Raw genomic sequence first — 23,012 nt, forward strand, 5'->3', positions numbered from 1 at the left:
GCCTTCGCGGATGAATCCGCTCCCACAGTTGTTTCTGGCTCCGCCTAGCTGACCTTGAATTTCCCCACCAGATCACGCAAATGCACGCCCAGGCGCGCCAGTTCCACGCTGGACGCCGACGTTTCCTCACTCGCCGCTGCCGTCTGATCGGAAATATCGCGCACGCTCACCACGTTACGAGTGATCTGTTCGGCCACGGCGCTTTGTTGTTCGCCTGCGGTGGCGATCTGCTGGTTCATGTCCTGGATATTGGAGACGGTACGGGTGATCTGCTCCAGGGCGCTACCGGCGCGGCGACTGAGGCTGACGCTGTTGTCGGTGAGACTGCGGCTGCTGTCCAGCGTGATGGCGACCTGCTGTGTGCCCTGTTGCAGCGCGGCAATCAGCTCCTCGATTTCTTCGGTGGACTCCTGTGTACGCTGGGCCAGACCGCGTACCTCGTCGGCGACAACGGCAAAGCCACGTCCGGCTTCCCCGGCACGAGCGGCTTCGATGGCGGCGTTCAGGGCCAGCAGATTGGTCTGTTGCGACACCGACTTGATTACGTCCAGCACGCCGCCGATTTTCTCGCTTTCCAGCTTGAGCTGATTCATGGCCTTGGTTGATCTGGCCACTTCAGCCGCCAGTTGCTCGATCTGCTCAATGGCATCGTTAACCACCTTGTCGCCCTCGCGGGCCTGCTGATCGGCATGGGTCGCCGCTTCGCTGGCCTGCTGGGCATTACGCGCGACATCGAGCACGGTGTTGGTCATCTGATTCATGGCAGTGGCCACCTGATCGGTCTCATCGCGCTGGCTATTGACCCCGGCACTGGTCTGCTCGGTGACGGCGGATAACTCTTCGGCGGCGCTGGCAAGCTGGGTGACACCATCGCCGATATTGCCGATCAACTGACGCAGGCTTAGGGTCATCTCTTGCATGCTGTCTTGTAATTGGCCCATTTCGTCACGACGACGGCTCTCCAGGTCGCGGCTCAGATCACCCTTGGCGATTCGCCCGGCGGCGGCGAGGGTCTGGCGCAGTGGCACGACGATTTGCAGGGTAATCAGCCAGGCCGCGAGCAGGCCGAGAAACAGGGCGAGGACGGCTACGCTGATCAACGTGTTGCGCGATAGCGCCGCTTCCTGATCGCGCTGAGCGGTTTGCCTGTCGATCAGGCTGGCAACTGAGCCGAGCATCTGCTCGCTCAAGGTATCCAGATTCTTCTGTGCGCCATCGACCTTGTTCTGTGCGGTCTGAAACTCGGCGAGTTGGCCGCGATAGCGTTGCAGGGCTTCACTGGCGTTCTTCAGGCCCTTGAGGTTGTCGTCGGCCTGATCCAGAGCGATTTCCTCGACCTCCTTGATCGCTTCGCCAATGGCCGTCGTGGCTGCGTCCTCATAGGCCTCCTGACCGTTCATGGTGTAGGCCTGGACCTGATAGCGGGCGGTCTGGATCTGCTGTTTGAGTTGGGAAATATTGGTGAACTCCTCCAGGCGCTCACCGTTGTCCTGCTCCTGGCTGACGGTCTTGAGCACCTCGCTCTCGACGTCCTCCACCGCTTTAACCGCCCTGGCGGATTGCTGTTCAAGTTGTTCGCGCCGGGCCTCCCGGGCTTTGCGCGCTTCGCTCAGCTCGGCGAAGCTCTTTTTCATCGAACTGACGATCCGGCTTTGCTCGGTGAGCAGTTCCAGGCTGGCTTTGTTATCGGCGTCACCGCGCAGCAGATCCAGTTGCTTGTCGAGTTCGCCGAGCAGGTCCTCGACTGCAGCGGCATTCTCCGGGCTGCCTTCGCTGCGAAACAGAATGCGCGCGCTGCGCAGGTCTTTGTTCAGGCTGTTGAGCTGGCCGATGGCGGTAATGGACTCAGCCCGGGCAATGACCGTGTCCAGCCCGTGCCAGCCCGTCAGCGTGATCGCCAGGGTCAGGCTCAGGACCAGGCCGAAGCCCATGGAAAGTTTGAGTTTGACGCTGGTATTGCCCAGCGCCTGATTGAGCCATCCAAACATGGGTAAATCTCCTGCTGATACGTGTTTCCAGCGCATCGGCAGGGTGTTGGATCGCGCGACCTGAAGAGGTTGTAGGAGATTTCTGAGCGATAGCCTTATTTGAACGCGATCACATTTGTGGGAGCGGATTCATCCGCGAAGACGGTGTTCCGGCCGACATGGCTGTATCGGGTGTACTGCCCTCTTCGCGAATGAATTCGCTCCCACAATTCGCTTTTACAATCAGCCCATATCAGTCTTTGTAGAGTTCTAGATTTTGAAACGTCCCACCAGCGTCTGCAGGTGATTGCCCAACCGCGCCAGTTCAACACTGGATGCCGCAGTTTCCTCACTGGCCGACGAGGTCTGCTCCGACACATCCCGCACATTCAGTACACTGCGGTTGATCTCTTCGGCGGTGGCGCTCTGCTCTTCGGCAGCGGCGGCGATTTGCTGGTTCATGGACTGGATCGCCGACACGGTACGGGTGATGTTCTCCAATGCGCTGCCTGCGCTACGCGTCAGTTCGACGCTGCTGTCGGTGAGGTCGCGGCTGCTGTCCAGAGCGCTGGCGACCTGTTGCGTGCCGCCTTGCAGGCCGACGATCAACTGGGCGATCTCTTCAGTGGACTTCTGCGTGCGCTGGGCCAGGCTGCGCACTTCGTCGGCGACCACCGCAAAGCCACGCCCGGCCTCACCGGCGCGGGCAGCTTCAATAGCAGCGTTTAGGGCCAGCAGATTGGTCTGTTCGGCCACGGACTTGATCACGTCCAGCACGCTGCCGATCTTGTCGCTTTCGGTCTTCAGCACGCCCATGGCCTTGGTCGAATTGCTGACTTCTGTGGCCAGGCGCTCGATTTGGGCGATGGCCTGGTTGACCACGCGATCACCCTCACGGGCCTGTTGATCGGCAGCCTTGGCCGCTTCCGAGGCTTCTTCGGCGTTGCGCGCCACCTCCTGCACGGTTGCAGTCATCTGGTGCATGGCGGTGGCGACCTGATCGGTTTCCACTTTCTGGCTGTTGACCCCGGCGCTGGTCTGCTCGGTGACAGCGGACAGTTGCTCGGCGGCGCTGGCAATCTGGGTCACGCCCTCACTGATCCCGCCGATCAGGGTGCGCAGGCCCAGGGTCATCTTCTGGATACTGGCCTGCAACTGGCCCAGCTCGTCCTTGCGATCCACGGCAAGGTTCTGGCTCAGGTCGCCGGATGCAACGCGGTCGACCACGGTCAGGGTGTAGCGCAGCGGCAGGACGATCTGGCGGGTAATGGCCCAGGCCGCGATGATGCCGAACAGGATCGCCAGTACGGTGACCAACCCCAGCGTCGACTGGGCTTTCTGGCTGTCGCTGTCACGCTTGCCGTTCTGCGAGGTGATCAGCTCGTCGCTGATATCCAGCAGGTCCTGGCCGACGACGGTCATCTTCTCCAGCGCCTGCATGCTCACCTGCTGGGCATCGCGGTACTGGCCCACCGCCGCGCGATAGCCTTTGAGGGCGGCCGCAGCGGCCTGCAACTTGGAGAGGAATTCCGGGGAAATTTCGCCAGCCAGGGTATTGATGCCCACGGTAGCTTCGTCGATGGCAGCGGTCGCGGCGCTTTCAAACTCGGCCTTGCCGCTGAAGGTGTAGCCACGCACCTGGAAGCGCGCCTGCTGGATCAGCTTGCTGACACTGACGGAACTGTTGAACTCGAGGATGCTGTCGCCCAGCAGCAGTGACTCTTCGATCTTGTTGACCTCGTCCACGGCGTGATCGGCGGTGACGCCCAGGTTGGTGCGGGCGACTTCGCGAGCGGCAATGGCTTTGACCATGTCGTCGAAGGAACTGCGGTATTTGGCGGCGGCGGTCCGTTGGTCGTTCAGGCGTTTGAAGTCATCGCCCGCTTCAATGATCTTGAGTGCGCCATTGATGGTTTCATCAAGCTTGTCCAGGCCGGCATACACCGCCTTGGCGGCTTCAGGGCTGTATTGAGCCTCGTAGCGCAGACGCACCACGCGCAGTTCCAGGGTGGCATCGCTGATATGGCTGATGGCGGCGATCTTGTCGCTGCGGCCGATCAGCGATGTCACGCTGAACCAGCCGGTGCTGGTGATGATCAGGGTCATCAGCAACAGCAGGCCGAAACCGACGGCGAGCTTGCGGCTCACGCTTATATTTCCCAGGCCTTGGGCTATCCCGCGATACATGGCGTCGCTCCTGAAGCTTATTGTTTTTATGTAAGTGCAACTAATATCGGCAACTTAGTGCGCGAACTGTAGCCATAATGCTGGCAAAACGATACTTAGAAAAGCCGGGCGAGCAGGGCAGTTACGGCAGTTTCAACGCGTAAAATGCGTTCGCCCAGTTGCACCGGTTGTAGCCCCGACTGCCTGAGCAGGTCCACTTCGTAGGGAATCCAGCCGCCTTCCGGGCCGATCGCCAGGGTTACCGGCTGTTCCACGGCACGCGGGCAGGCCGGGAAGTCGCCGGGATGACCGACCAATCCGAGGGTGCCCTCGGCCAGTTGCGGCAGGCGGTCTTCGACGAACGGTTTGAAGCGCTTCTCGATGATGATCTGCGGCAACACGCTGTCACGGGCCTGTTCCAGGCCGAGGATCAGTTGCTCGCGTATCGCCTCGGGTTGCAGGAAGGGCGTCTGCCAGAAGCTTTTTTCCACGCGATAGCTGTTGACCAGGATGACCCTGGGCACGCCCATGGTCGCGACCGTCTGGAACACCCGGCGCAGCATCTTTGGCCGGGGCAGTGCCAGCAGCAGGGTCAGAGGCAGTTTTGCCGGTGGCGGGCTGTCGAGGCTGATGCGCAGCTCGGCTTCCCGGGGTTCCAGGCGCAACAGCTCGGCACTGCCCAGCAGGCCGCCGATCTGGCCGACCCGCAGGCTGTCGCCGACTTCGACCCGATGCACCTCTTGCATGTGCTTGAGGCGCCGGTCACGCAGCACCACCCGGTCCGCCGCAATGAAGTCGGCGTCTTCGAGTAACAGCAGATTCACGGCCGGGTCGCTGGCGGCTGGTCCTGCGGCTCTTCGGCAGGCTGGTCGTCGGGGTGATCGCCACGCTTGGTGATCATCGAACTGGCCAATACACCCACTTCAAACAGCAGCCACATCGGCACCGCGAGCAGGGTCTGGGAGAAGATGTCCGGCGGCGTCAGGATCATGCCGACCACGAAGCAGCCGATGATCACGTACGGACGGATCTTCTTCAGGTACTTCACGTCAACGATGCCGATCCACACCAGCAGCACCACGGCCACCGGGATTTCGAAGGCCACGCCGAAGGCGAAGAACAGTGTCATGACGAAGTCCAGGTAACTGGCGATATCCGTCATCATCGACACCCCTTCCGGGGTCACGCTGGCGAAGAAATGGAAAATCAGCGGGAAGACCAGGAAGTAGGCGAATGCCATCCCCGAGTAGAACAGGATGATGCTCGATACCAGCAGCGGCACGGCGATGCGCTTCTCATGCTTGTACAGGCCCGGCGCAATGAAGCCCCAGATCTGGTGCAGGATCACCGGCATGGCCAGGAACAGCGCGACCATCATGGTCAGCTTGAAAGGCGTGATGAACGGCGAGGCGACGTCAGTGGCGATCATCGTCGCGCCTTCGGGCAGGTAGACCCGCAGCGGCGCCGAGACCAAGGTGTAGATCTTCTGGGTGAAATAGAACAACCCGGCAAAAATCAGAAAGATCGCCAGCACGCAACGCAGCAGGCGCGTGCGCAGTTCGGTCAGGTGTGAGACCAGCGGCATTTGCTGGTCGTCTTCGGGGATTTCAGCGCTCATGGGGCTCGCGGGGGCAATGACGAATCGTTGGCGGAAGGCGCGTGGGCTGCCGAAGTGGTGTGGATCACTGGCGCCGGTTCTTTCGCGGCCGGTTCAACGGGCGCAGGCACGGCGTCGGCAGATGCAGGTACCGGTTCGGCAGGTGCTGCGGGGCCGTTTTCAGCGGTAGCAGGTGCGGCTGCAGTGACTGGCGCAGTCGCTGCTACGGCAGGGCTTGCGGGCTCTACGCTGGGCGGGACCGGCTCGGCCTGCTGCGGATTGAAGATTTTGCGCGCCTCCTGCTCCAACGACAAAATGTGCTCGTTGTGCAGTTGACGGCGGATCTCGTCCGCGCCGATTTCGCGTTCAACTTCCTGTTTTATCGCGTTGAAGCTGCGCTTCAGGCGGCCGATCCACAGACCTGCGGTACGCGCAGCACCCGGCAGGCGCTCGGGGCCGAGCACCAGCAGAGCGACCAGGCCGACCAGCAGTAATTCAGAGAAGCTGATACCGAACATGGGACTAGACCTGGTCTTTGCGGATTGGCTCTTCGACTTTGTGCGCCTGGCCGTCGATGGTGTGCGGCTGGTTCAGCGGCGAGCCCTGGGGCGCGGCTTGTGCGGTCTGGGTCGGCTGCACCGGCGGTTGTTCCGGGTTCTTCTCTTCGTCGTTCATGGCCTTGCGAAAGCCCTTGATCGACTCACCCACGTCGGTGCCCAGGTTCTTGAGTTTCTTGGTGCCGAAGACCAGTACCACGACTACCAGAATGATGACCCAGTGTTTCCAGTCAAAAATGCCCATGAAGCGTTCCTCGTAGAAATTTCAAAGCTCGAAAGCGGTGGGTTAGTCGGCTGAACGTGCGGCTTTTTCCGCGTGTCCGGACAGCCCGAAACGGCGGTCCAGCTCATCGAGCACGGCTTGTGGGTGCTGACCCAGCGCGGCAAGCATCACCAGGCTATGGAACCACAGGTCAGCGGTTTCGTAGATGACATCGCTGCAATCGCCGCTGACGGCGGCGTCCTTGGCGGCGATGATGGTTTCGACCGACTCTTCGCCGACCTTTTCCAGAATCTTGTTCAGACCCTTGTGATAGAGGCTGGCGACATAAGAACTGTCGGCAGCGGCGCCTTTGCGCTCTTCAAGCACTTGCGCCAGGCGTGACAAGGTATCGCTCATGTTCAGTGTCCTGCGTGATAAATGGCGTCCGGGTCTTTGAGCACCGGGTCCACGGTCTTCCAGTCACCGCCTTCATAGACGCGATAGAAACAGCTTTCGCGGCCGGTATGGCAGGCGATGCCGCCCAGTTGCTCGACCATCAGGATGATCACGTCGGCGTCGCAGTCCAGACGCAGTTCGTGCAGCTTTTGCACATGGCCTGATTCTTCGCCTTTGCGCCAGAGTTTGCCACGGGAACGCGACCAATAGATGCCACGGTTCTCGGCTGCGGTCAGGGCCAGGGCTTCACGATTCATCCAGGCCATCATCAGAATGCGGCCGGTCTTGTGATCCTGAGCGATGGCGGGCACCAGGCCATCGCTGTCCCATTTAATCTCGTCCAACCAGTCTTTCATCATCTACTCCGGCAGCCGGGCTTCAGGCCTCGGCGGGTTGAACAGTGTGCCAGCGCATGATGACGATGGCTATCGGCGAACGACTAGATACAACCCTGAGGTCAACATGACCCACGCAGGCCAGGTGGCAGGGGCGGTCCATTCGCTGCCGGCACCGGCCAGGCTCGACGCGATCACCACGCCTCCGCCCAGCAGGGCTGCGCCCAATAACCGCAGGACCCAACTGTCGCCGCGCGCACGCCAGGTCGGCTGCGGGTCGACGGCATGGGGCTGGGACAGACGCTCGAGCAGGTCGCGGGTCATGCCGGCCAGGTGCGGGATCTGTTCGATCTGCGATTGCACATTGCCAAACAACGTCTTGGGGCTGACCCGCTCGCGCATCCAGCGCTCCAGGAACGGCTGGGCGGTGCTCCACAGGTCCAGGTCAGGGTACAACTGACGACCCAGGCCTTCGATATTGAGCAGGGTCTTTTGCAGCAGCACCAGTTGCGGCTGCACTTCCATATTGAAGCGCCGCGCGGTCTGGAACAGGCGCATCAGCACCTGACCGAAGGAAATGTCCTTGAGCGGCTTCTCGAAGATCGGTTCGCACACGGTACGAATCGCTGCCTCGAACTCATTGAGCTTGGTGTGGGCCGGGACCCAGCCCGAGTCGATGTGCAGTTGGGCGACCCGGCGATAATCACGCTTGAAGAAAGCAAACAGGTTGCGGGCCAGATAGTCCTGGTCTTCCGGGGTCAGGCTGCCGACGATGCCGCAGTCGATAGCGATGTATTGCGGGCTCCACGGCTGCACGGTACTGACGAAAATATTGCCGGGGTGCATGTCGGCGTGGAAGAAACTATCGCGGAACACCTGGGTGAAGAAGATCTCCACACCGCGCTCGGCCAGCATCTTCATGTCGGTGCGCTGGTCGGCCAGGGTTTCCAGATCGGTGACCTGGACGCCGTAGATACGCTCCATGACCAGCACTTTCGGCCGGCACCAGTCCCAATAGACCTGCGGCACATACAGCAGCTGCGAGCCTTCGAAGTTGCGGCGCAACTGGCTGGAGTTGGCCGCTTCGCGCAGCAGGTCCAGCTCGTCGTAGATGGTCTTTTCGTAGTCGCTGACCACATCCACCGGGTGCAACAGGCGCGCGTCAGCGGACAGTTTCTCGGCGGTGCTGGCGAGGATGAACAGCCAGGCCAGATCCTGAGCGATGATCGGCTTGAGGCCGGGCCGTACCACTTTGACCACTACCTCTTCGCCGGTTTTCAGCCGGGCGGCATGCACCTGAGCCACCGAGGCCGAGGCCAGTGGCTCGACATCGAAACGGCTGAACACTTCGCTGATCTTCTTGCCCAACTGCGATTCGATCAGTGCGATGGCTTTCTGCGGGTCGAACGGCGGCACGCGATCCTGTAACAGCATCAGCTCGTCGGCGATGTCTTCGGGCAGCAGGTCACGGCGGGTCGAAAGCAGCTGGCCAAACTTGATGAAAATCGGCCCCAGGTCCTGCAAAGCCAGGCGAAAACGCGCGCCACGGCTCAGCTCCGAGGCCTTGCGCGGGAACCAGCGCCACGGCAGGACAAAACGCACGGCCAACAGCCACCAGGGCAGCGGCAGGGCGAACAGCAGGTCATCGAGGCGGTAGCGGATCACGACACGCTGGATGCGCAACAGACGGCGGACGGCAAGCAGCTTCATGCGTTATCGCTGGAGTTGAGGGAGAGGGAAAGGCGCTCGAAGCGCGCCTCAAGGCGTTCCAGATCGAGTTTGATCCGGTCTATTTCGGCAAAGCCGGCTTCGGCTTCGCGCAGACCGACCAGTGTGCGGGATTCTTCGCTCAGATAGTCGGCCAGATTCTGACTGACGCTGGTCAGTACATCTTGGGTCCAGCGCGCGCGGCTGCGCAGATGACCGCCGAGCACCTGACTGGCGACCGGGCCGAGCCAGCGTTGCAGCTCGTATTCCCAGTCCAGCTCCAGATCCTGGAGGATGCCGACCAGTTCCAGCAGCAGGCTGCTGTCACCGTCCAGATCGACCTCGGGGCCGTGCAGTACAGCCGTCTTGTCCTTGCTCAGGGCCAGGCGCAGCAGGCTCGCCGCCGGGGCACGCAGAGTGCAGTCGGCATCGGCTTCCCAGTTTGCCGCCAGCAGCAGGCCTTCATCGCTGGGCAGGATAAACAGCCGCAGCGACGGGTTGCGGCAATCCACCGCAATCACCCGCCCGCTCAGGCGACCCAGGCGCGGCAGGGCCGTGCTGTCCATGCGCAAGGCACGGTTGATGCCGTGCTCGACGCTGGCGAGCAAGCCACGCAGCAGCATCAGGGCTTGATACCGCGATGTAGGGCGACGATGCCTGCGGTCATGTTGTGATAGGTCACGCGGTCGAAACCGGCCTCGACCATCATCGACTTGAGGGTTTCCTGATTTGGGTGCATGCGGATCGATTCGGCCAGATAGCGGTAGCTTTCCGAGTCATTGGTGATCAGCTTACCCATCAACGGCATGAACGCGAACGAATAGGCGTCGTAGGCCTTGGACATCAGCTTGTTGGTCGGTTTAGAGAACTCCAGCACCAACAGGCGGCCACCCGGCTTGAGCACGCGCAGCATCGAGCGCAGGGCATCTTCCTTGTGGGTGACGTTACGCAGGCCGAAGGCGATGGTCACGCAATCGAAGTGGTTGTCCGGGAATGGCAGCTTTTCCGCATCGGCCTGGACGAACTCGACATTGCCCGCCACACCCAGGTCCAGCAGGCGATCACGCCCGACCTTGAGCATCGAGGCGTTGATATCGGCCAGCACGACCTGACCGGTGGGGCCGACCAGATGGGAAAACTTGCGGGTCAGATCGCCCGTGCCACCGGCGATGTCCAGCACACGGTTACCCGTGCGCACGCCGGACAGCTCAATGGCAAAGCGCTTCCACAGACGGTGCATGCCGCCGGACAGCACGTCATTCATCAAGTCGTACTTGGCGGCTACGGAATGGAAAACCTCAGCGACTTTCTCCGCCTTTTGGCTTTCCGGTACGTTTTTGAAGCCGAAGTGAGTGGTGGGTTCGGCATCGTTGCCTTGGCGCTGATCGTTCATATCGCTGTCACCGGAATAAAGTGCGGCCATTCTAATCGCCGAGGCCCGCTTTGTCTTGACAAGGCTCAGGCGTAAGACAGGAACTGACCGGGAACGCGCGTTTATTCAGCGGGTCGCACTGTTATAGTTGCCCGACGAATTACCTCATCAAGGAGCCTTGCAGTGTCCAAGATCACCGTTGAACGCGCCCATACCCTCGGCCACGAAGCTGCCCGGGAAAAAGCTGAACAGTTGGTGCAGAAACTCTCGGAAAAATACGGCCTGGCCCACGAGTGGAAAGGCGACAGCGTATCCCTGGAAGGCAAGGGCGCCAAAGGCCGCGTCGATGTGGAAGCGGCCCTGATCCGTGTGACCATCGAACTCAACTTCATCCTCTCGGCCATGAGTGGCGCGATCAAGACCGAGGTTGAGAAGGTGCTGGATAAGGCGTTGGTTTGATTGGGGCAATGCTCGCTTCCTCGGCCGGTAGCGAGTGATCCCGCAGACATTTAAGACATGTCTCACAGCCTGCGTTACTGCCTTCGTTTTATGGTGAGCACCCTCGGATAACACGTCTTGACGTGCAACCCGTTACTCATAAAACTATACGTAGATAACGTACAATCATGCATGCCCTTTTTATTGAGTTGCCCGCATTTCAACGCTATCGCCACGATTACCTGAACGATGAAGCCTTTAGAAGGCTACAGATCTGGCTGCTCATGAACCCGGAAGCGGGTGATGTGATTCAAGGAACCGGAGGCCTGCGCAAGGCGCGCTTCTCAGATGAGAGCCGGAACAAGGGCAAACGCGGTGGGTTGAGGCTGATTTATTACTGGTGGATCGAAGGTTCGCAGTTCTGGTTTTTTGCCCTTTACGACAAAAGTGAGCAGCCAGACCTGAGTCCGGCTCAAATCAAAACGTTGAAGGCTCGGCTGGATGCAGAGATTTGCTCAAGGAGACAATCATGACGCGTGACATTTTTGCCGAGATCATCGAAGGCTTCGATGCTTTGGCCGAGCACCGCGAAGGTAAACTCACGTTGCGTACGCACAAGGTCGAGCTGGAGAAGCTTCAGCCGCTTTCGGCGCAGGAATTGGTAGGTATCAGGAATAAACTCAATCTATCCAGGTCCGTCTTTGCCATGTATCTGCGCACCAATACCCGGACGCTTGAAAACTGGGAGCAGGGTCGTGCCAAGCCTAATGCGCAGGCTACGACATTGATTCGGCTAGTTGATCGTTTCCCCGAGACAGTCGAGCATTTGGCCGCGTTGGGGTGAGCCGCGTTCGGTAGGAGAGAACTTGTTCGCGAGTCGTCGGTACATCCTGCATCTTGGTCGCCTGTGACACCGCCTCGCGAACAAGTTCGCTCCTACCGTCCGGCGCTTGCTTCAACAACTGATTGTTTAAACCCTAGGGTGAGCATTCTAATTTTTCTCCGTACTTTGTGCCCATGCCCCCAATCCGCGGGGCGCTTCCTCTAATTTTTCGAGCGTGAGGTGCGACATGGCCAAAGTGACTTTGAAGAAAAAAATCGAAGCCGAAGAAACAAAGGCATTCTCCGAAGTACGGCTGTATGCCCGCAAGATCTGGCTGGCGGGCCTGGGGGCTTACGCCAAGGCCGGTCATGAAGGCAGCACTTACGTCAAAGAGCTGATCAAGACCGGCGAAAAAGTTGAGAAAGACGCCAAGAGCGCCGTCAATGAAAAGCTCGAAGCCGCCAACAGCGAAATTGATTCGCTCAAGGGCGAGGTTACCGGCATCAAGGGCCGCGTTGAAGTGCAGCTCGACAAGATCGAAAGTGCCTTCGACCGCCGCGTTGCCAGTGCCTTGAATCGCATCGGCATTCCATCTAAACATGATGTTGAGACACTCTCTGCTAAGCTCGATGAGCTGACAGCATTGCTGGAACGTGTCGAGCGTAAACAATAAGGAGAGCGGGATGGCTGGCAAAAAGAAAATCGAAAAAGAAGGCAGCTCCTGGATCGGCGAGGTTGAAAAATACTCGCGTCAGATCTGGCTGGCTGGATTGGGTGCTTACTCGAAGATCAGCAATGATGGCAGTAAGCTTTTTGAAACCCTGGTCAAGGACGGCGAGAAAGCCGAGAAACAGACCAAGGCTGAAGTCGATGCACAAGTCGACGCCGCCAAGGACACCGCCAAAAAGGCCAAGTCCCGCGTTGGCGATGTAAAAGACCTGGCGATGGGCAAATGGAGTGAACTGGAAGGTGCGTTCGACAAGCGCCTGAACAGCGCCATCTCCCGCCTGGGCGTGCCGAGCCGCAATGAAGTCAAGGCGTTGCACAACAAGGTCGATCTGCTCACCAAGCAAATCGAGAAGTTGACTGGTGCCTCGGTCACGCCGGTGTCGAAAACCGCAGCTGCCAAACCCGCCGCTAAAACTGCCGCCAAGCCGCTGGTCAAGCCTGCGCCGAAGCCAGTTGCCAAACCGGCTGCTACCAAGGTTGCCGCTGCGGCTAAAACAGCCGTCAAAAGCGCTGCCGCCAAACCGGTCGCCGCCGCCAAAACGGCTGCGGCCAAACCTGCTGCTAAACCAGCGGCAGCCAAACCTGCCGCTGCGAAGCCAGCAGCCGCCAAGCCTGCAGCAGCGAAAAAGCCAGCGGTGAAGAAACCTGCCGCCGCAAAACCGGCAGCGGCCAAACCCGCCGCCAGCGCCGCACCGGCCACCCCGGCCCCGGCCAGCACCACCGCAGCATCGGCAGCGCCAACCCCGAGCGCCGCACCGGCAGCACCGGCGACACCGAGCAGCCAGTCCTGATAAACCGGATGGCGGCATGAAAACCCGACCTGTGAGAGCAGGTCGGGTTTTTTATTGGGCTGATTTTGAAACGGATTTGAGATTTTACGCGGCGGATAGTTGCAAGGTCGGGTCAGGAGGAAGGCGGAAAATTCACTCGATTAATCAGGACGTGTCCTACATCGCCTCTGCATAGCTCCGAGCTACGCTCCTTGCGCATTGGTAAGGAGTGGAAACTGTAAAGCAAGAAAAAGAGTTCACCACAGCGGTTATGGACGTCAATAGAGAGCTTAATGGCTACGGCGTCAATATTGGCTCAAACAGCCGAGTAGCCTATAGCCTACAAAGCTCAATGATGACTTCATGTCCTGGTACGCTGTTATTGCCCGCTGAAAAATGGGCTACAGGGGCGATTGGTCATGAAATCATTCAAGGTGTTCGTACTCAGTCAACAATCCCTGACACGACTTTCGATACTTTATGGACCTGCACCAAAGAGCATTACGGCTTGACTGTGGCGACCACGTTGACCGCCGCAGCTGGCATACCTATCAGCAAAACGGCAGTCGGTGCGTGGGTTCATGTTGGTTCAAGCAGGACCACCAATATTGCTAGCCTCATCGGTATGCGATTTTTTCCACGCACTCTTATAAGACAGCCAACAGCCGCCAAAATGGCGAAAGCGACCTTTGGCACTGTCAGGGTGTTCGGTGTTATTGGACGTGGAATTCCCTTTGTGGCCGCAGGGCTGGCTGTGTTTGATTTGGTTAGCATTGGGCTTTGTGCATACGAGGCGAGGAATGGAAAACAAAAGGGATAAAACCCAACTGACCAAAGCCATTATCGAGCTCTTCGTCTCGACTATCGGGTTCATTCCCCGTGATGCAGTGACGCTAAAGACAAACTTCGTCCGCGATTTCGCCATCATCGATGACGACCTTACCTGCTTCATGATGCAGGTGAAATGGCAGTATCAGTTGAAGCCTGATGCAGGCGATTGGGAGCGGATCGAGACCATTGAAGAAGTCGTTGAGCTGATTCTTGCGAAGCCCGACCTGTGAGAGCAGGTCGGGTTTTTTATTGGACCGTTACGGGGTTTCTGCTGCTACCTCGACTAGCGCTCGGCCGGCGTCGATGAAATGCAGCGCGGTTCGGGTGAGTTTGCGGCTTAGTTGCACGTCGGCATCCTCCGCTTCAGTCATCAAGTCGGCGGCGCAGTCGAACATGTTCGTGGCTTGATGAAGGGCTACCTCTCGCGAGATGCCTGGCTGGACCATGAACAGGTTTTCGCCTATCGATAGTTTGCCGAACGGATGGGCGTGTGGAGTGTGATTTTGAATCATTCTGCAGATCTCTAGTGAGTAAGTCAGAGCTGCCACTTTCGCCGTCAAACGAATTCAGGGTGGCAACTGTGCGCGGGTTGACGGACCGGACACTAGCACCCGGCGCACTCGAAAGTGCCCCACGCACAGTCGCCATAACGCGGGCACGCAAAGTTGCGTTGCATACGACTGGGACGTGCATCGGTACTAGTGATGAAACCAGGCCGTCAAACCTGATCACGGATGGGCCGTGACGGGGCGAGGATAGGCACAGCGGCAGATTGAATCAAGACCTGTGAGAGCGAGCTTGCTCGCGAAAACAGACGACGCTGTATGGCAGGCAGACCGAGTTGAGGCTATCGCCAGCAAGCCACGCTCCCACAGGTACATGCGATTCCGTTGGAGCGCGGCTTGCCCGCGAAAAGGGCGGCGCGGTGTTTCAGTCAGACCGAGTTGAGGCTATCGCCAGCAAGCCGGTTCCCACATCGTAGGACCGGCTTTAGCCGGGAGGGCATTCTCGCGGCTGAAGCCGCTCCTACGGGATCTTTGTGAAGCCTGACCATGGATCAGGCCAATTGATCCTGCTGGCACTCCAATGCCTCGTGGTTGCTGCCGTTGCCCCGATCCAGAAACACAAACACCACCGCCGCCGTCGCTACGGTGATGCTGCTCAGGATCAGCAGCAGCGTGCTGAAGGCATCGCTATAGCCGTGGACCAACAAGGCCTGGGCGGTGCCGGGCAGCAGGGACTGGGCGCCGGGCAGGTCGCCGGTTACCAGGTGTTGCGCGGCTTCGGTCACGTTCACTCCGTTCAGGTGCCGAGAGGTCAGGGCCGAGAGCAGGGCGGTGACGATGGCTACCGCCACGCCTTCGCCTGCGACGCGGGTGGTGCTGAAGATGCCGGTGGCCATGCCAGCGCGCTCCTTGGGCACGACGCTGACGGCCAGGCCGTCCATCAGGCCCCACGGCAGGCTGATCCCGGCGCCGATCACGAACATCGGCCAGATCAGATCGACGGCCGCGCTGCCGGTCGGGATATGGCTGAGCCAGAACAGCCCGCCAGCCGAGATCAGCAGGCCTATTCCGCAAATGATCGACGCGCTGAGCCAGCGGGTCAGCATGCCGGCAGCGATGGGCAGTACCAGCAGCGGTGCAGACAGGGCGATCATCAGTTGGCCCGCCGCCAGTTCGCTCATGCCATCGATGCCGACGAAGCGAATCGGCAGCAGCACCAGCAACACCACGTAGGCATAGGCCGGGGCCGCTGCCAGCAGTTGCACGCCGACGAAGCGCGGATAGCGGAACAGGGTGAGATCAAGCATCGGCTGAGCGACGCGACGTTCGATGATCACAAAGGCAATAAAGGACAGCAACGACACGGCCAGCAAGGTCACCACCCACGGATCACTCCAGCCGCGCTCCGGTGCCATCAGCACCGCGTAGGTGAAAATCCCCAGGGCCCAGGTAAAGCTGATCGCGCCGGGCCAGTCGATGCCGGCGGCGTCGGGGTTGCGCGTCTCGTGCATATAGCGCAGGCCCAGTACCGAGGCCAGTGCAGCGAGCACGGTGATCATCAGGAAGATCATGTGCCAGCCAAAGGCCTCGATCATCAGCCCCGAAGCGATCGGGCCAAAGGCCAGGCCGATCCCGAAGCTACTGCCGACAAAACTGAAGGCCCGCACGGCCGCAGGGCCTTCAAACTCCTGTGCCAGCGCCGACATGCCGCCGGAAAACGCAGCAGCTGCGGCGATGCCCTGGGCGGCGCGCAGTAGGTCGAAACACAGCAGATTCGGCGCCAGGACGAGGGCGGCGGAGAACAGCGCAAAAGCCGTCACGCCGCTGACGAATACGCGCTTGCGCCCGTAGCTGTCGGCGAGGGCTCCGGCCAGCATCAGGCAGCTGCCGAAGGTCAGCATGAACGCGTTGGTTACCCAGTTCAGGGCGATGGGGCTGCCACCGTATGCGCGGCCGATGGCGGGCAGCGCGACGGCGGCCGCGGTGAAATTCAGCGGCATGCTGATGGCGGCGATGCACACCGCCAGCAGGATCAGGTTTCGGTTCATGGGTAATCCTCAAGTCCGGGATGAGCTGCATTGGGTCCTGGCGTAATGCAGCCAAGTTGGCGAGGATGATAAGAGCGCGTTAATCCGCTTAAAAACGGCAAAAATTCCGTGTATAGCGGAATCAAACGCTTGAATGGGGATGTGGGATGGATCGTTTCAGTGGCTTGATGGCATTTGTACGTACCGCCGAACTGGGCAGTTTCGTGGCCGCCGGGCGGGTGTTGGGCTTGTCGGCCTCGGCGGTGGGCAAGGGCGTGGCGCGGTTGGAGCATCAGTTGGGTGTGCGGCTGTTTCAGCGTTCGACCCGCAGTCTGCGTCTGACTGATGAGGGGCGGCTGTTTCAGGAACGCTGCCGACGCATCATCGACGAGCTGGACGATGCCCGCGCCGCTGTGGCGCAGAGCACCGAAACGCCCCGTGGCAAGCTGCGGGTGACGACCATGACGGTGGGTTATCACTTGCTGCTGCCGATCCTGCCGGAGTTTCTCAAGCGCTACCCGGATATTGAACTGGATGTGGATTTCAACGACCAGTTCGTCGACCTGATCGAGGAGGGCTATGACGTCGCCCTGCGTGGTGGCGCTGTAGCGGACTCACGCTTCCATATGCGCGCGTTGCCCGAAGTACAGGTGCTGCTGTGCGCCTCGCCCGCTTACCTGAACCGTCACGGCTGCCCGCAGCATCCCGCTGAATTGCGCGGGCATTGCGGCGTGCGCTTTCGCTTTCACAGCAACGGCAAGTTGCAGGACTGGCCGCTGCCCCGCGAGCCCGGCGAGGTGGAGTGGAGCACGCGCACGGCCTTTACCTGCAACAACATGCAGGCTGTGCTGGGCATGACCCTCAGTGACATGGGGATTGCTTGCATGCCGGACTTCCTGGTCCGGGACGCCCTGGCCAGCGGTGACCTGTGCCAGGTAATGGCCGAGCACACCAACGCACCGTCACCCATGAGCCTGCTGTGGCCGTCGAGTCGGCACCTGTCACCCAAGGTGCGGGTGTTTGTGGATTTTGTCAGTGAGCGGTTGTTTGCTTGCGAGGGGATATCGCCCTCGCTGAATACCTGAACGGCAGCAGGGCTGAAGTCGGTAGGAGCTTTGTGGGAGCGAATTTATTCGCGAAGGCGGCTTTGTGTGAGATGAATATCTATCGGAAGTACCGGCCTCTTCGTGAATGAATTCGCTCCCACACATTCGCTGCCACAGAATTTTTCCCCTGATCCGCCTGATAAGGAAAACCAGCTCGGTCAATCTTCCAGGTAATGCAACGCGAGCTCCTGCGCCGCATGCCGTGAGCCCGGCGTCAGGTGCGGGGCCACCAGCATCATGATCTGGTAAACCACCACCCGCACTTCGCCCTCGCGGCCGAGGATGCGTTGGTAGTCCAGGGAGAACAGCAGGGTCATGGTGATCTGCTCCACCAATTGCCCCAAGGCCTGGGTTTCGCTGACCACCTGCCCCTCGGCCTTGAGCCGCGCCAGCAGGGAGGCGAGGGTGCGTTTCAGGGCATTGAGCAGATTACGAATGCCCCGGGCCAGTTTTGGCAGGCGCCCGGCGAGGTTGGACAGGTCCTGAAACAGAAAGCGGTAGTGGGCCAGACGCTCGACGATCAGGTGCAGGAACAGCCAGTAATCCTCGGCGGCCAGTTGCGCGTTGGCGGGAGGGTCGAGCAATGGCGTCAGCTCGCTCTGGAAGCGCTCGAACAGGCCCAGCACCAGCGGCTCCTTGCCGTGGAAGTGGTAGTACAGGTTGCCGGGGCTGATACCCAGTTCGTTGGCGATTTCCAGGGTTGAAACGTTGGGTTCACCCTCCTGATTGAACAGGGACAGGGCGCATTCGAGGATACGGTCGCGGGTTTTCATCCGGTCTTCTTGTTTGGGATTCGGGTTCTTGACGGCGCGTTCATAACGGTGGGACCGGCTTTAGCCGGGAAAAGCTCGGTGCAGTCGATATTTCTCTACTGCCTGTACCAATGCTTTCCCGGCTAAAGCCGGTCCCACAAAAAGCAGGTCCTGCAAACGATCGCCTCAGCGCACATGCACATAAGTCCCCGGCGCCGCTTCCATCGGTGGATAGGCGGCATTACCCAGGGTCATGTTGGTCTCGCGCTGGGCGCCCGAGCGCTCCTGAATCCAGCTCAGCCAGGTCGGCCACCAACTGCCTTCGGTCTGCTTGGCATCGTAGAACCAGGCACGAGGGTCGCCGCTGAGGCGGGCCGCTTCGATGTAGTGGGACTTCGGGTTACCCGGTGGGTTGAGGATGCTTTGCACATGGCCGCTGTTGGACAACAGAAAACGCCGCTCGCCGCCCAGCAGCAGGGTCGAGCGATAGACCGCGTCCCATGGCGTGATGTGGTCGTTGATGCCGGCCACGCTGAAGTTATCCACCGTAACTTTTTCCAGATCGATGGGCGTACCGCAGACTTCCAGGCCACCGGGGTGGGTCAACGGGTTGTGCTTGAACAGGTCGAGCAGGTCGCCATGCAGGGCAGCGGGCAGGCGGGTGCTGTCGTTGTTCCAGTACAGCACGTCGAACGGCGGCGGCGCCTTGCCCAGCAGGTAGTTGTTGACCCAGTAGCTCCAGATCAGGTCGTTGGGGCGCATCCAGGCGAAGATCTTGCTCATGTCCCGGCCGTCCAGCACGCCGTTCTGGTAGGAGCGCCGCTTGGCCGCTTCCAGGGTCGTCTCATCGACGAACAGCGAGGCCGCACTTTCGATGGCGCAGTCGAGCAGGCTGACCAGGTAGGTCGCGCTGGAGACCCGGCGCAGCTGGCGCTTGGTCTGCAAATGGCCCTGCAGGGCGGCGATGGTCAGGCCGCCGGCGCAGGCACCGATCAGGTTTACTTCGCGGCTGGCAGTAATTGCGCGGCAGACATTCATCGCCTGTTCGGTGGCTTCGACATAACTCGACAGCCCCCACTCGCGGTGCCGCACATCGGGGTTGCGCCAACTGATGATGAAGGTCTGCAGGCCGTTCTTGAGAGCGTACTGGACGAAGCTGTTTTTCGCGCTCAGGTCGAAGATATAGAACTTGTTAATCTGTGGTGGCACGATCAGCAGGGGCTTGGCGTACTGTTTTTCGCTCATGGGTTTGTACTGGATCAGCTCCAGCATGTCATTGCGAAACACCACGGTGCCGACGGTGGTGGCGACGGTACGGCCGATCTCGAAGGCGTCCCTGGTCACCTGGCTGGGCAGGCCATTGTTGTGCAGCAGATCATCGACCATATGACTCAGGCCCTTGATCACGCTGGTGCCGCCGGAATTGAACAGTTCCTTGACCGCCATCGGGTTGAGCAGCGTGTTGGTCGGCGCCAGGGCATCGTTGAGCAGGTTGAACAGAAAATGCGCTCTGGCCCGGTCGTCGGTGGACAGGTTGCTGTCATCGATCCATTTGCGGCTCTGGTGCTGCCAGCTCAGGTAGGCCTGCAAGCCACGTCGGTAGAAGGGGTTGAGGGTCCAGGTCGGATCGGCAAAGCGGCTGTCGCGCGGGTTCGGTGTGTGTGGCGTATCGCCGAGCAACACCCGGCCCAACTGGCCGCCCAGGGCCAGGGCATGACGCACGTTATGCAGCGGGTGGCGCAGGCCTTGGGCAGCGACACTGCGCAGGGTCGAGAGCAGGTCGCGGCCTCGCAAACCGGTAATAGCACTTTGGGCGTTGAAGTAAGACTCCGTACTGGGTTCAACGCTTTTTGCGGGTTTATCTTGCATGAGGGCAACACTCCTTCGTCAGGCCATCAATCAATATTCCTACGACGCCTCCGTACGGGGAGGTGGTCGTAGTGCTGCGGCGAAAACACTCCGGTGTCCGGCACAGCTGCTGGAACGTACAGCTTCCTTGTTATTCAGGGGGCGTAGCTCAGCGCACAATCGGCGCGGGTTTGGGGTGCATGACGGCGCGTTGCCGTTCCTGTTGCAGGAATTTCATGATGATGGGGGCCACGGCTTCAGCCCGGGTAATCAGAAACAAATGTCCGTCATCGATTATGTGTAGCTGGGCATTGGGTATACGCCAGGCCAGCAGGCGCATATTGACCAACGGAATCAGCGGATCGTCGTCACCGGCCAGCACCAGGGTCGGCTGGCGGATCTTGTGCAGCCAGTGAATGCTGGTCCAGCCCATGCCGGCAAACAGCTGCCAGTAGTAGCCCAGCTTGCCGGACGAGCGGACCTTGGCCGCATGGTTGGCAGCCAGATGCGGGTCGCGGCGAAAGGCACCACCGTAGATTTCCGGGGCGATGCGAATCACATGGGAAGGCTGGATGTAGCGCCGCGGGCTGGCCATCAGCCAGAGCACCCGGGGCTTGCCTGGCACCATCACCGCACCGGCTGCCGTTGCTGCCAACACCAGTTTCTTGCAGCGCTCGGGATAGTCGTGGGCGAACTGCTGCGCCAGCGCGCCGCCCCAGGACACGCCAATGGCATTGACTTGGCCGTAGTCGAGGTAGTCGAGCATGCGCGCGGCCAGCTTCGCCAGGCCGGGAAAACGGTACGGCCGCCGCGGCGTCGAGGATCCGCCCACGCCCGGCACGTCGAAAGCAATCACCTCCAGGTCCGGGTCGAGAGCGTCGACAAACGGAAACACCAACTCAAGGTTGGCGCCGATACCGTTGAAGATCAGCAGAGGCGTGAGGTGGGGCTTGCCGGGGCGCACTGCGGTACGGATGTTGTGGCCATCCAGATCGATGGTGCGAAATACAAAGGGTTGAGGCATACGCAAAGCCCTGTGGTCGACCGTTGACTGCTCACTAGCGTTCGTGGACATAAGTGCCTGGCGATGCTTCACCCGCCGGATAGGCCTTGCTGCCGAGTGTAGTCGGCGATTTCTTCAGTTTACCCGCGCGTTCGCCCAGCCAATTCTGCCAGTGCAGCCACCAGGAGTCGGTGTGTTTGGTGCCGTTTTCCTGCCATTCCTTGGGATCAACCGGCATCTCGGGGTTGGTCATGTAGCGCGACTTGGGATTGCCCGGCGGGTTGAGGATGCTCTGGATATGGCCGCTGCTCGACAGCACGAATTCGGTCTTGCCACCGAACAGTCGCGCCGACTTGTAGCAGGAGGTCCAGGGGGTGATGTGGTCGTTGGTCCCGGCCAGACAGAACACGTCACTGGTGACTTTCTGCAGGTCGATGGGCGTGCCGCAGACTTCCAGCGCATTGGGGCGCACCAGCGGGTTGTTCTTGAACATCTCGATCAGGTCGCCGTGGAAGGCGGCGGGCAGGCGTGTGGTGTCGTTGTTCCAGAACAGGATGTCGAACACCGGCGGCTCGTTGCCCAACAGGTAGTTGTTGACCCAGTAATTCCAGATCAGGTCGTTGGGGCGCATCCACGCGAAAACCTTGGCCATATCGCGACCTTCCAGCACCCCGGCCTGATAGGAGTGGCGCTTGGCCGATTCCAGGGTCTGCTCGTCGACGAACAGCGCCACGTCGGTGTCCAGGGTGGTGTCGAGTACGCTGACCAGCAGCGTCAGGGCATTGACCTTCTGTTCGCCCAGAGCGGCGTAATGGCCCAGCAGCGCGGTGCAGGTAATGCCGCCTGAGCAGGCGCCGAGCATGTTGACGTCCTTGCTGCCGGTGATGGCGCAGACCACGTCGACCGCTTCCTTGACTGCATCGATGTAGGTGGACAGGCCCCATTCGCGCTGAGCCTTGGTCGGGTTGCGCCAACTGATGATGAAGGTCTGCACGTTGCTGCGCAGGCAGAAGCGCGCCAGGCTCTTGTCCGGGCTCAGGTCGAAGACGTAGAACTTATTGATCTGCGGCGGAACGACCAGCAGCGGGCGCTCGTAACTCTGTTCGGTGATGGGGCGATACTGGATCAGCTCCAGCACATCGTTGCGGAACACTACCGCGCCTTCGCTGGTGCCCAGACTCTTGCCGACTTCGAAGGCGTCCATATTGACCTGGCTCGGCATGCCGCCGTTATGCACCAGATCCTTCGCCAAATGGGACATGCCGTCGAGGATGCTTTTGCCGCCGGTTTCGAAGAAGCGCTTGATCGCCGCCGGATTGGCCGCGCTGTTGGTCGGCGACATCGCTTCGGTCAGTAGATTGATAACGAAATGGCCGCGGCTGATGTCCTGCGGGGTGAGGTTGCTGTCGTCGATCCAGTCGTGCAGCTCCTTGCGCCAGGCCAGGTAGGTTTGCAGGTAGCGACGGTACAGCGGGTTCTGGCTCCAGGCCGGATCGGCGAAGCGACGGTCATCGGCGGCCGGTTGCAGGGTCGATTTGCCCAGCATCACATTCTTGAGTTCGGCACCCAGTTGCGCGACGTGCTTGATACTCAGGAACGGCTGTTTGACAGTCAGGCGCAGAACCATGCGTGCGGTATTCAACAAATCCTTGCGCCTGAGCCCCACCACCGGGTTCAGCCCAAGGGTGTGTTCAGAGGCCTGTTGCTGCAGGTCTTCGCTATTTTTGTTACTCATCCACGACGCTCCATTGTCCTGAGGTGAGTACGGGCCTGGCCGTGATCCAGCGTCACGGGCAATGCCGGTACTGCTGCTCGGTAAC

Annotated in this window: 25 protein-coding genes; 8 read left to right on the forward strand and 17 right to left on the reverse strand. The window is 60.3% G+C overall.

The window, feature by feature from the left end; all coding sequences use genetic code 11:
* Nucleotides 1–44: 44 nt before the first annotated feature.
* The 11 genes from M2401_RS15795 to ubiE form a co-directional block, all read right to left on the reverse strand.
* Nucleotides 45–1,988 (reverse strand): methyl-accepting chemotaxis protein, encoded by a 1,944-nt coding sequence (locus M2401_RS15795; RefSeq protein ID WP_259104234.1) that lies wholly within the window; start codon nucleotides 1,986–1,988, stop codon nucleotides 45–47.
* Nucleotides 1,989–2,237: 249 nt separating this feature from the next.
* Nucleotides 2,238–4,073 carry a methyl-accepting chemotaxis protein gene (locus M2401_RS15800; protein ID WP_409033936.1) on the reverse strand — a complete coding sequence of 612 codons (1,836 nt, stop codon included), beginning with the start codon at nucleotides 4,071–4,073 and terminating at the stop codon, nucleotides 2,238–2,240.
* A gap of 176 nt (nucleotides 4,074–4,249) precedes the next feature.
* Nucleotides 4,250–4,957: a 16S rRNA (uracil(1498)-N(3))-methyltransferase gene (locus M2401_RS15805; RefSeq protein ID WP_259104236.1), complete on the reverse strand. Its 708-nt coding sequence runs from the start codon at nucleotides 4,955–4,957 to the stop codon at nucleotides 4,250–4,252.
* The gene (gene tatC / locus M2401_RS15810; RefSeq protein ID WP_259104237.1) at nucleotides 4,954–5,751 is read right to left on the reverse strand and encodes a twin-arginine translocase subunit TatC; all 798 of its coding nucleotides are present in this window, start codon (nucleotides 5,749–5,751) and stop codon (nucleotides 4,954–4,956) included. Before tatC ends, M2401_RS15805 begins: the two co-directional genes overlap by 4 nt.
* Nucleotides 5,748–6,248 carry a Sec-independent protein translocase protein TatB gene (tatB, locus tag M2401_RS15815; protein ID WP_259104238.1) on the reverse strand — a complete coding sequence of 167 codons (501 nt, stop codon included), beginning with the start codon at nucleotides 6,246–6,248 and terminating at the stop codon, nucleotides 5,748–5,750. Before tatB ends, tatC begins: the two co-directional genes overlap by 4 nt.
* Nucleotides 6,249–6,252: 4 nt before the next feature.
* On the reverse strand, nucleotides 6,253–6,531 hold the full coding sequence (locus tag M2401_RS15820; RefSeq protein WP_259104239.1) for a twin-arginine translocase TatA/TatE family subunit: 279 nt from the start codon (nucleotides 6,529–6,531) through the stop codon (nucleotides 6,253–6,255).
* 42 nt (nucleotides 6,532–6,573) lie between these two features.
* Nucleotides 6,574–6,906: a phosphoribosyl-ATP diphosphatase gene (locus M2401_RS15825; protein WP_259104241.1), complete on the reverse strand. Its 333-nt coding sequence runs from the start codon at nucleotides 6,904–6,906 to the stop codon at nucleotides 6,574–6,576.
* Between the two features lie 2 nt (nucleotides 6,907–6,908).
* Nucleotides 6,909–7,301, reverse strand: a complete 393-nt coding sequence (gene hisI / locus M2401_RS15830; RefSeq protein WP_259104242.1) for a phosphoribosyl-AMP cyclohydrolase — start codon at nucleotides 7,299–7,301, stop codon at nucleotides 6,909–6,911.
* A gap of 69 nt (nucleotides 7,302–7,370) precedes the next feature.
* Nucleotides 7,371–8,990 (reverse strand): ubiquinone biosynthesis regulatory protein kinase UbiB, encoded by a 1,620-nt coding sequence (gene ubiB / locus M2401_RS15835; protein ID WP_259104243.1) that lies wholly within the window; start codon nucleotides 8,988–8,990, stop codon nucleotides 7,371–7,373.
* Nucleotides 8,987–9,610 carry an SCP2 domain-containing protein gene (locus M2401_RS15840; RefSeq protein WP_259104245.1) on the reverse strand — a complete coding sequence of 208 codons (624 nt, stop codon included), beginning with the start codon at nucleotides 9,608–9,610 and terminating at the stop codon, nucleotides 8,987–8,989. Before M2401_RS15840 ends, ubiB begins: the two co-directional genes overlap by 4 nt.
* On the reverse strand, nucleotides 9,610–10,380 hold the full coding sequence (gene ubiE, locus M2401_RS15845; protein ID WP_259104482.1) for a bifunctional demethylmenaquinone methyltransferase/2-methoxy-6-polyprenyl-1,4-benzoquinol methylase UbiE: 771 nt from the start codon (nucleotides 10,378–10,380) through the stop codon (nucleotides 9,610–9,612). The genes M2401_RS15840 and ubiE overlap by 1 nt, the downstream gene beginning before the upstream one ends.
* Nucleotides 10,381–10,542: 162 nt before the next feature.
* On the opposite strand from ubiE, the gene M2401_RS15850 reads away from it, so the two are divergent.
* The 7 genes from M2401_RS15850 to M2401_RS15880 all read left to right on the forward strand — a co-directional run bounded on the left by M2401_RS15850 (nucleotide 10,543) and on the right by M2401_RS15880 (nucleotide 14,180).
* Nucleotides 10,543–10,818, forward strand: a complete 276-nt coding sequence (locus M2401_RS15850; RefSeq protein ID WP_259104246.1) for a polyhydroxyalkanoic acid system family protein — start codon at nucleotides 10,543–10,545, stop codon at nucleotides 10,816–10,818.
* A 167-nt stretch (nucleotides 10,819–10,985) separates the two neighbouring features.
* Nucleotides 10,986–11,330, forward strand: a complete 345-nt coding sequence (locus M2401_RS15855; RefSeq protein ID WP_259104248.1) for a toxin — start codon at nucleotides 10,986–10,988, stop codon at nucleotides 11,328–11,330.
* Nucleotides 11,327–11,641, forward strand: coding sequence for a DNA-binding transcriptional regulator (locus M2401_RS15860; RefSeq protein WP_259104249.1), 315 nt, complete (start codon nucleotides 11,327–11,329; stop codon nucleotides 11,639–11,641). The genes M2401_RS15855 and M2401_RS15860 overlap by 4 nt, the downstream gene beginning before the upstream one ends.
* Before the next feature lie 226 nt (nucleotides 11,642–11,867).
* Nucleotides 11,868–12,293 (forward strand): phasin family protein, encoded by a 426-nt coding sequence (locus M2401_RS15865; protein ID WP_259104251.1) that lies wholly within the window; start codon nucleotides 11,868–11,870, stop codon nucleotides 12,291–12,293.
* A 10-nt stretch (nucleotides 12,294–12,303) separates the two neighbouring features.
* Nucleotides 12,304–13,140 carry a phasin family protein gene (locus tag M2401_RS15870; protein ID WP_259104253.1) on the forward strand — a complete coding sequence of 279 codons (837 nt, stop codon included), beginning with the start codon at nucleotides 12,304–12,306 and terminating at the stop codon, nucleotides 13,138–13,140.
* A 208-nt stretch (nucleotides 13,141–13,348) separates the two neighbouring features.
* Entirely contained in the window at nucleotides 13,349–13,939 is a 591-nt protein-coding gene (locus M2401_RS15875) for a hypothetical protein (RefSeq protein ID WP_259104254.1), read from the forward strand.
* Entirely contained in the window at nucleotides 13,920–14,180 is a 261-nt protein-coding gene (locus M2401_RS15880) for an acyl carrier protein (RefSeq protein WP_259104256.1), read from the forward strand. The genes M2401_RS15875 and M2401_RS15880 overlap by 20 nt, the downstream gene beginning before the upstream one ends.
* 27 nt (nucleotides 14,181–14,207) lie before the next feature.
* On the opposite strand, the gene M2401_RS15885 is transcribed toward M2401_RS15880, so the two are convergent.
* Together M2401_RS15885 and M2401_RS15890 are read right to left on the reverse strand one after the other, a co-directional pair.
* Nucleotides 14,208–14,462 (reverse strand): hypothetical protein, encoded by a 255-nt coding sequence (locus M2401_RS15885; protein WP_259104258.1) that lies wholly within the window; start codon nucleotides 14,460–14,462, stop codon nucleotides 14,208–14,210.
* A 545-nt stretch (nucleotides 14,463–15,007) separates the two neighbouring features.
* Nucleotides 15,008–16,504 (reverse strand): MFS transporter, encoded by a 1,497-nt coding sequence (locus M2401_RS15890; RefSeq protein WP_259104259.1) that lies wholly within the window; start codon nucleotides 16,502–16,504, stop codon nucleotides 15,008–15,010.
* Nucleotides 16,505–16,650: 146 nt separating this feature from the next.
* On the opposite strand from M2401_RS15890, the gene M2401_RS15895 reads away from it, so the two are divergent.
* Nucleotides 16,651–17,568, forward strand: coding sequence for a LysR family transcriptional regulator (locus tag M2401_RS15895; protein WP_259104261.1), 918 nt, complete (start codon nucleotides 16,651–16,653; stop codon nucleotides 17,566–17,568).
* A gap of 179 nt (nucleotides 17,569–17,747) precedes the next feature.
* On the opposite strand, the gene M2401_RS15900 is transcribed toward M2401_RS15895, so the two are convergent.
* From M2401_RS15900 to phaC (M2401_RS15915), 4 genes are all read right to left on the reverse strand, one after another.
* A complete protein-coding gene (locus M2401_RS15900) occupies nucleotides 17,748–18,362 on the reverse strand; it encodes a TetR/AcrR family transcriptional regulator (protein ID WP_259104263.1) in 615 nt (204 codons plus the stop codon).
* Between the two features lie 165 nt (nucleotides 18,363–18,527).
* A complete protein-coding gene (gene phaC / locus M2401_RS15905; protein WP_259104264.1) occupies nucleotides 18,528–20,210 on the reverse strand; it encodes a class II poly(R)-hydroxyalkanoic acid synthase in 1,683 nt (560 codons plus the stop codon).
* A gap of 148 nt (nucleotides 20,211–20,358) precedes the next feature.
* Nucleotides 20,359–21,213: a poly(3-hydroxyalkanoate) depolymerase gene (phaZ, locus tag M2401_RS15910; RefSeq protein WP_259104266.1), complete on the reverse strand. Its 855-nt coding sequence runs from the start codon at nucleotides 21,211–21,213 to the stop codon at nucleotides 20,359–20,361.
* Nucleotides 21,214–21,247: 34 nt separating this feature from the next.
* Nucleotides 21,248–22,927 carry a class II poly(R)-hydroxyalkanoic acid synthase gene (gene phaC / locus M2401_RS15915; RefSeq protein ID WP_259104268.1) on the reverse strand — a complete coding sequence of 560 codons (1,680 nt, stop codon included), beginning with the start codon at nucleotides 22,925–22,927 and terminating at the stop codon, nucleotides 21,248–21,250.
* Between the last annotated feature and the right edge of the window lie 85 nt (nucleotides 22,928–23,012).

Origin of the sequence: Pseudomonas sp. JUb42, from assembly GCF_024807945.1 — a bacterium.
Lineage (GTDB): Bacteria > Pseudomonadota > Gammaproteobacteria > Pseudomonadales > Pseudomonadaceae > Aquipseudomonas.

What these genes read in the sequence shown, in the direction of transcription:
- M2401_RS15795 (WP_259104234.1), bottom strand. Translation starts at nt 1,988, where the DNA reads ATGTTTGGATGGCTCAATCAGGCGCTGGGCAATACCAGCGTCAAACTC.
- M2401_RS15800 (WP_409033936.1), bottom strand. Translation starts at nt 4,073, where the DNA reads ATGACCCTGATCATCACCAGCACCGGCTGGTTCAGCGTGACATCGCTG.
- tatC (WP_259104237.1), bottom strand. Translation starts at nt 5,751, where the DNA reads ATGAGCGCTGAAATCCCCGAAGACGACCAGCAAATGCCGCTGGTCTCA.
- tatB (WP_259104238.1), bottom strand. Translation starts at nt 6,248, where the DNA reads ATGTTCGGTATCAGCTTCTCTGAATTACTGCTGGTCGGCCTGGTCGCT.
- M2401_RS15820 (WP_259104239.1), bottom strand. Translation starts at nt 6,531, where the DNA reads ATGGGCATTTTTGACTGGAAACACTGGGTCATCATTCTGGTAGTCGTG.
- M2401_RS15825 (WP_259104241.1), bottom strand. Translation starts at nt 6,906, where the DNA reads ATGAGCGATACCTTGTCACGCCTGGCGCAAGTGCTTGAAGAGCGCAAA.
- hisI (WP_259104242.1), bottom strand. Translation starts at nt 7,301, where the DNA reads ATGAAAGACTGGTTGGACGAGATTAAATGGGACAGCGATGGCCTGGTG.
- ubiB (WP_259104243.1), bottom strand. Translation starts at nt 8,990, where the DNA reads ATGAAGCTGCTTGCCGTCCGCCGTCTGTTGCGCATCCAGCGTGTCGTG.
- M2401_RS15840 (WP_259104245.1), bottom strand. Translation starts at nt 9,610, where the DNA reads ATGCTGCTGCGTGGCTTGCTCGCCAGCGTCGAGCACGGCATCAACCGT.
- ubiE (WP_259104482.1), bottom strand. Translation starts at nt 10,380, where the DNA reads ATGAACGATCAGCGCCAAGGCAACGATGCCGAACCCACCACTCACTTC.
- M2401_RS15855 (WP_259104248.1), top strand. Translation starts at nt 10,986, where the DNA reads ATGCATGCCCTTTTTATTGAGTTGCCCGCATTTCAACGCTATCGCCAC.
- M2401_RS15860 (WP_259104249.1), top strand. Translation starts at nt 11,327, where the DNA reads ATGACGCGTGACATTTTTGCCGAGATCATCGAAGGCTTCGATGCTTTG.
- M2401_RS15865 (WP_259104251.1), top strand. Translation starts at nt 11,868, where the DNA reads ATGGCCAAAGTGACTTTGAAGAAAAAAATCGAAGCCGAAGAAACAAAG.
- M2401_RS15870 (WP_259104253.1), top strand. Translation starts at nt 12,304, where the DNA reads ATGGCTGGCAAAAAGAAAATCGAAAAAGAAGGCAGCTCCTGGATCGGC.
- M2401_RS15880 (WP_259104256.1), top strand. Translation starts at nt 13,920, where the DNA reads ATGGAAAACAAAAGGGATAAAACCCAACTGACCAAAGCCATTATCGAG.
- M2401_RS15885 (WP_259104258.1), bottom strand. Translation starts at nt 14,462, where the DNA reads ATGATTCAAAATCACACTCCACACGCCCATCCGTTCGGCAAACTATCG.
- M2401_RS15890 (WP_259104259.1), bottom strand. Translation starts at nt 16,504, where the DNA reads ATGAACCGAAACCTGATCCTGCTGGCGGTGTGCATCGCCGCCATCAGC.
- M2401_RS15895 (WP_259104261.1), top strand. Translation starts at nt 16,651, where the DNA reads ATGGATCGTTTCAGTGGCTTGATGGCATTTGTACGTACCGCCGAACTG.
- M2401_RS15900 (WP_259104263.1), bottom strand. Translation starts at nt 18,362, where the DNA reads ATGAAAACCCGCGACCGTATCCTCGAATGCGCCCTGTCCCTGTTCAAT.
- phaC (WP_259104264.1), bottom strand. Translation starts at nt 20,210, where the DNA reads ATGCAAGATAAACCCGCAAAAAGCGTTGAACCCAGTACGGAGTCTTAC.
- phaZ (WP_259104266.1), bottom strand. Translation starts at nt 21,213, where the DNA reads ATGCCTCAACCCTTTGTATTTCGCACCATCGATCTGGATGGCCACAAC.
- phaC (WP_259104268.1), bottom strand. Translation starts at nt 22,927, where the DNA reads ATGAGTAACAAAAATAGCGAAGACCTGCAGCAACAGGCCTCTGAACAC.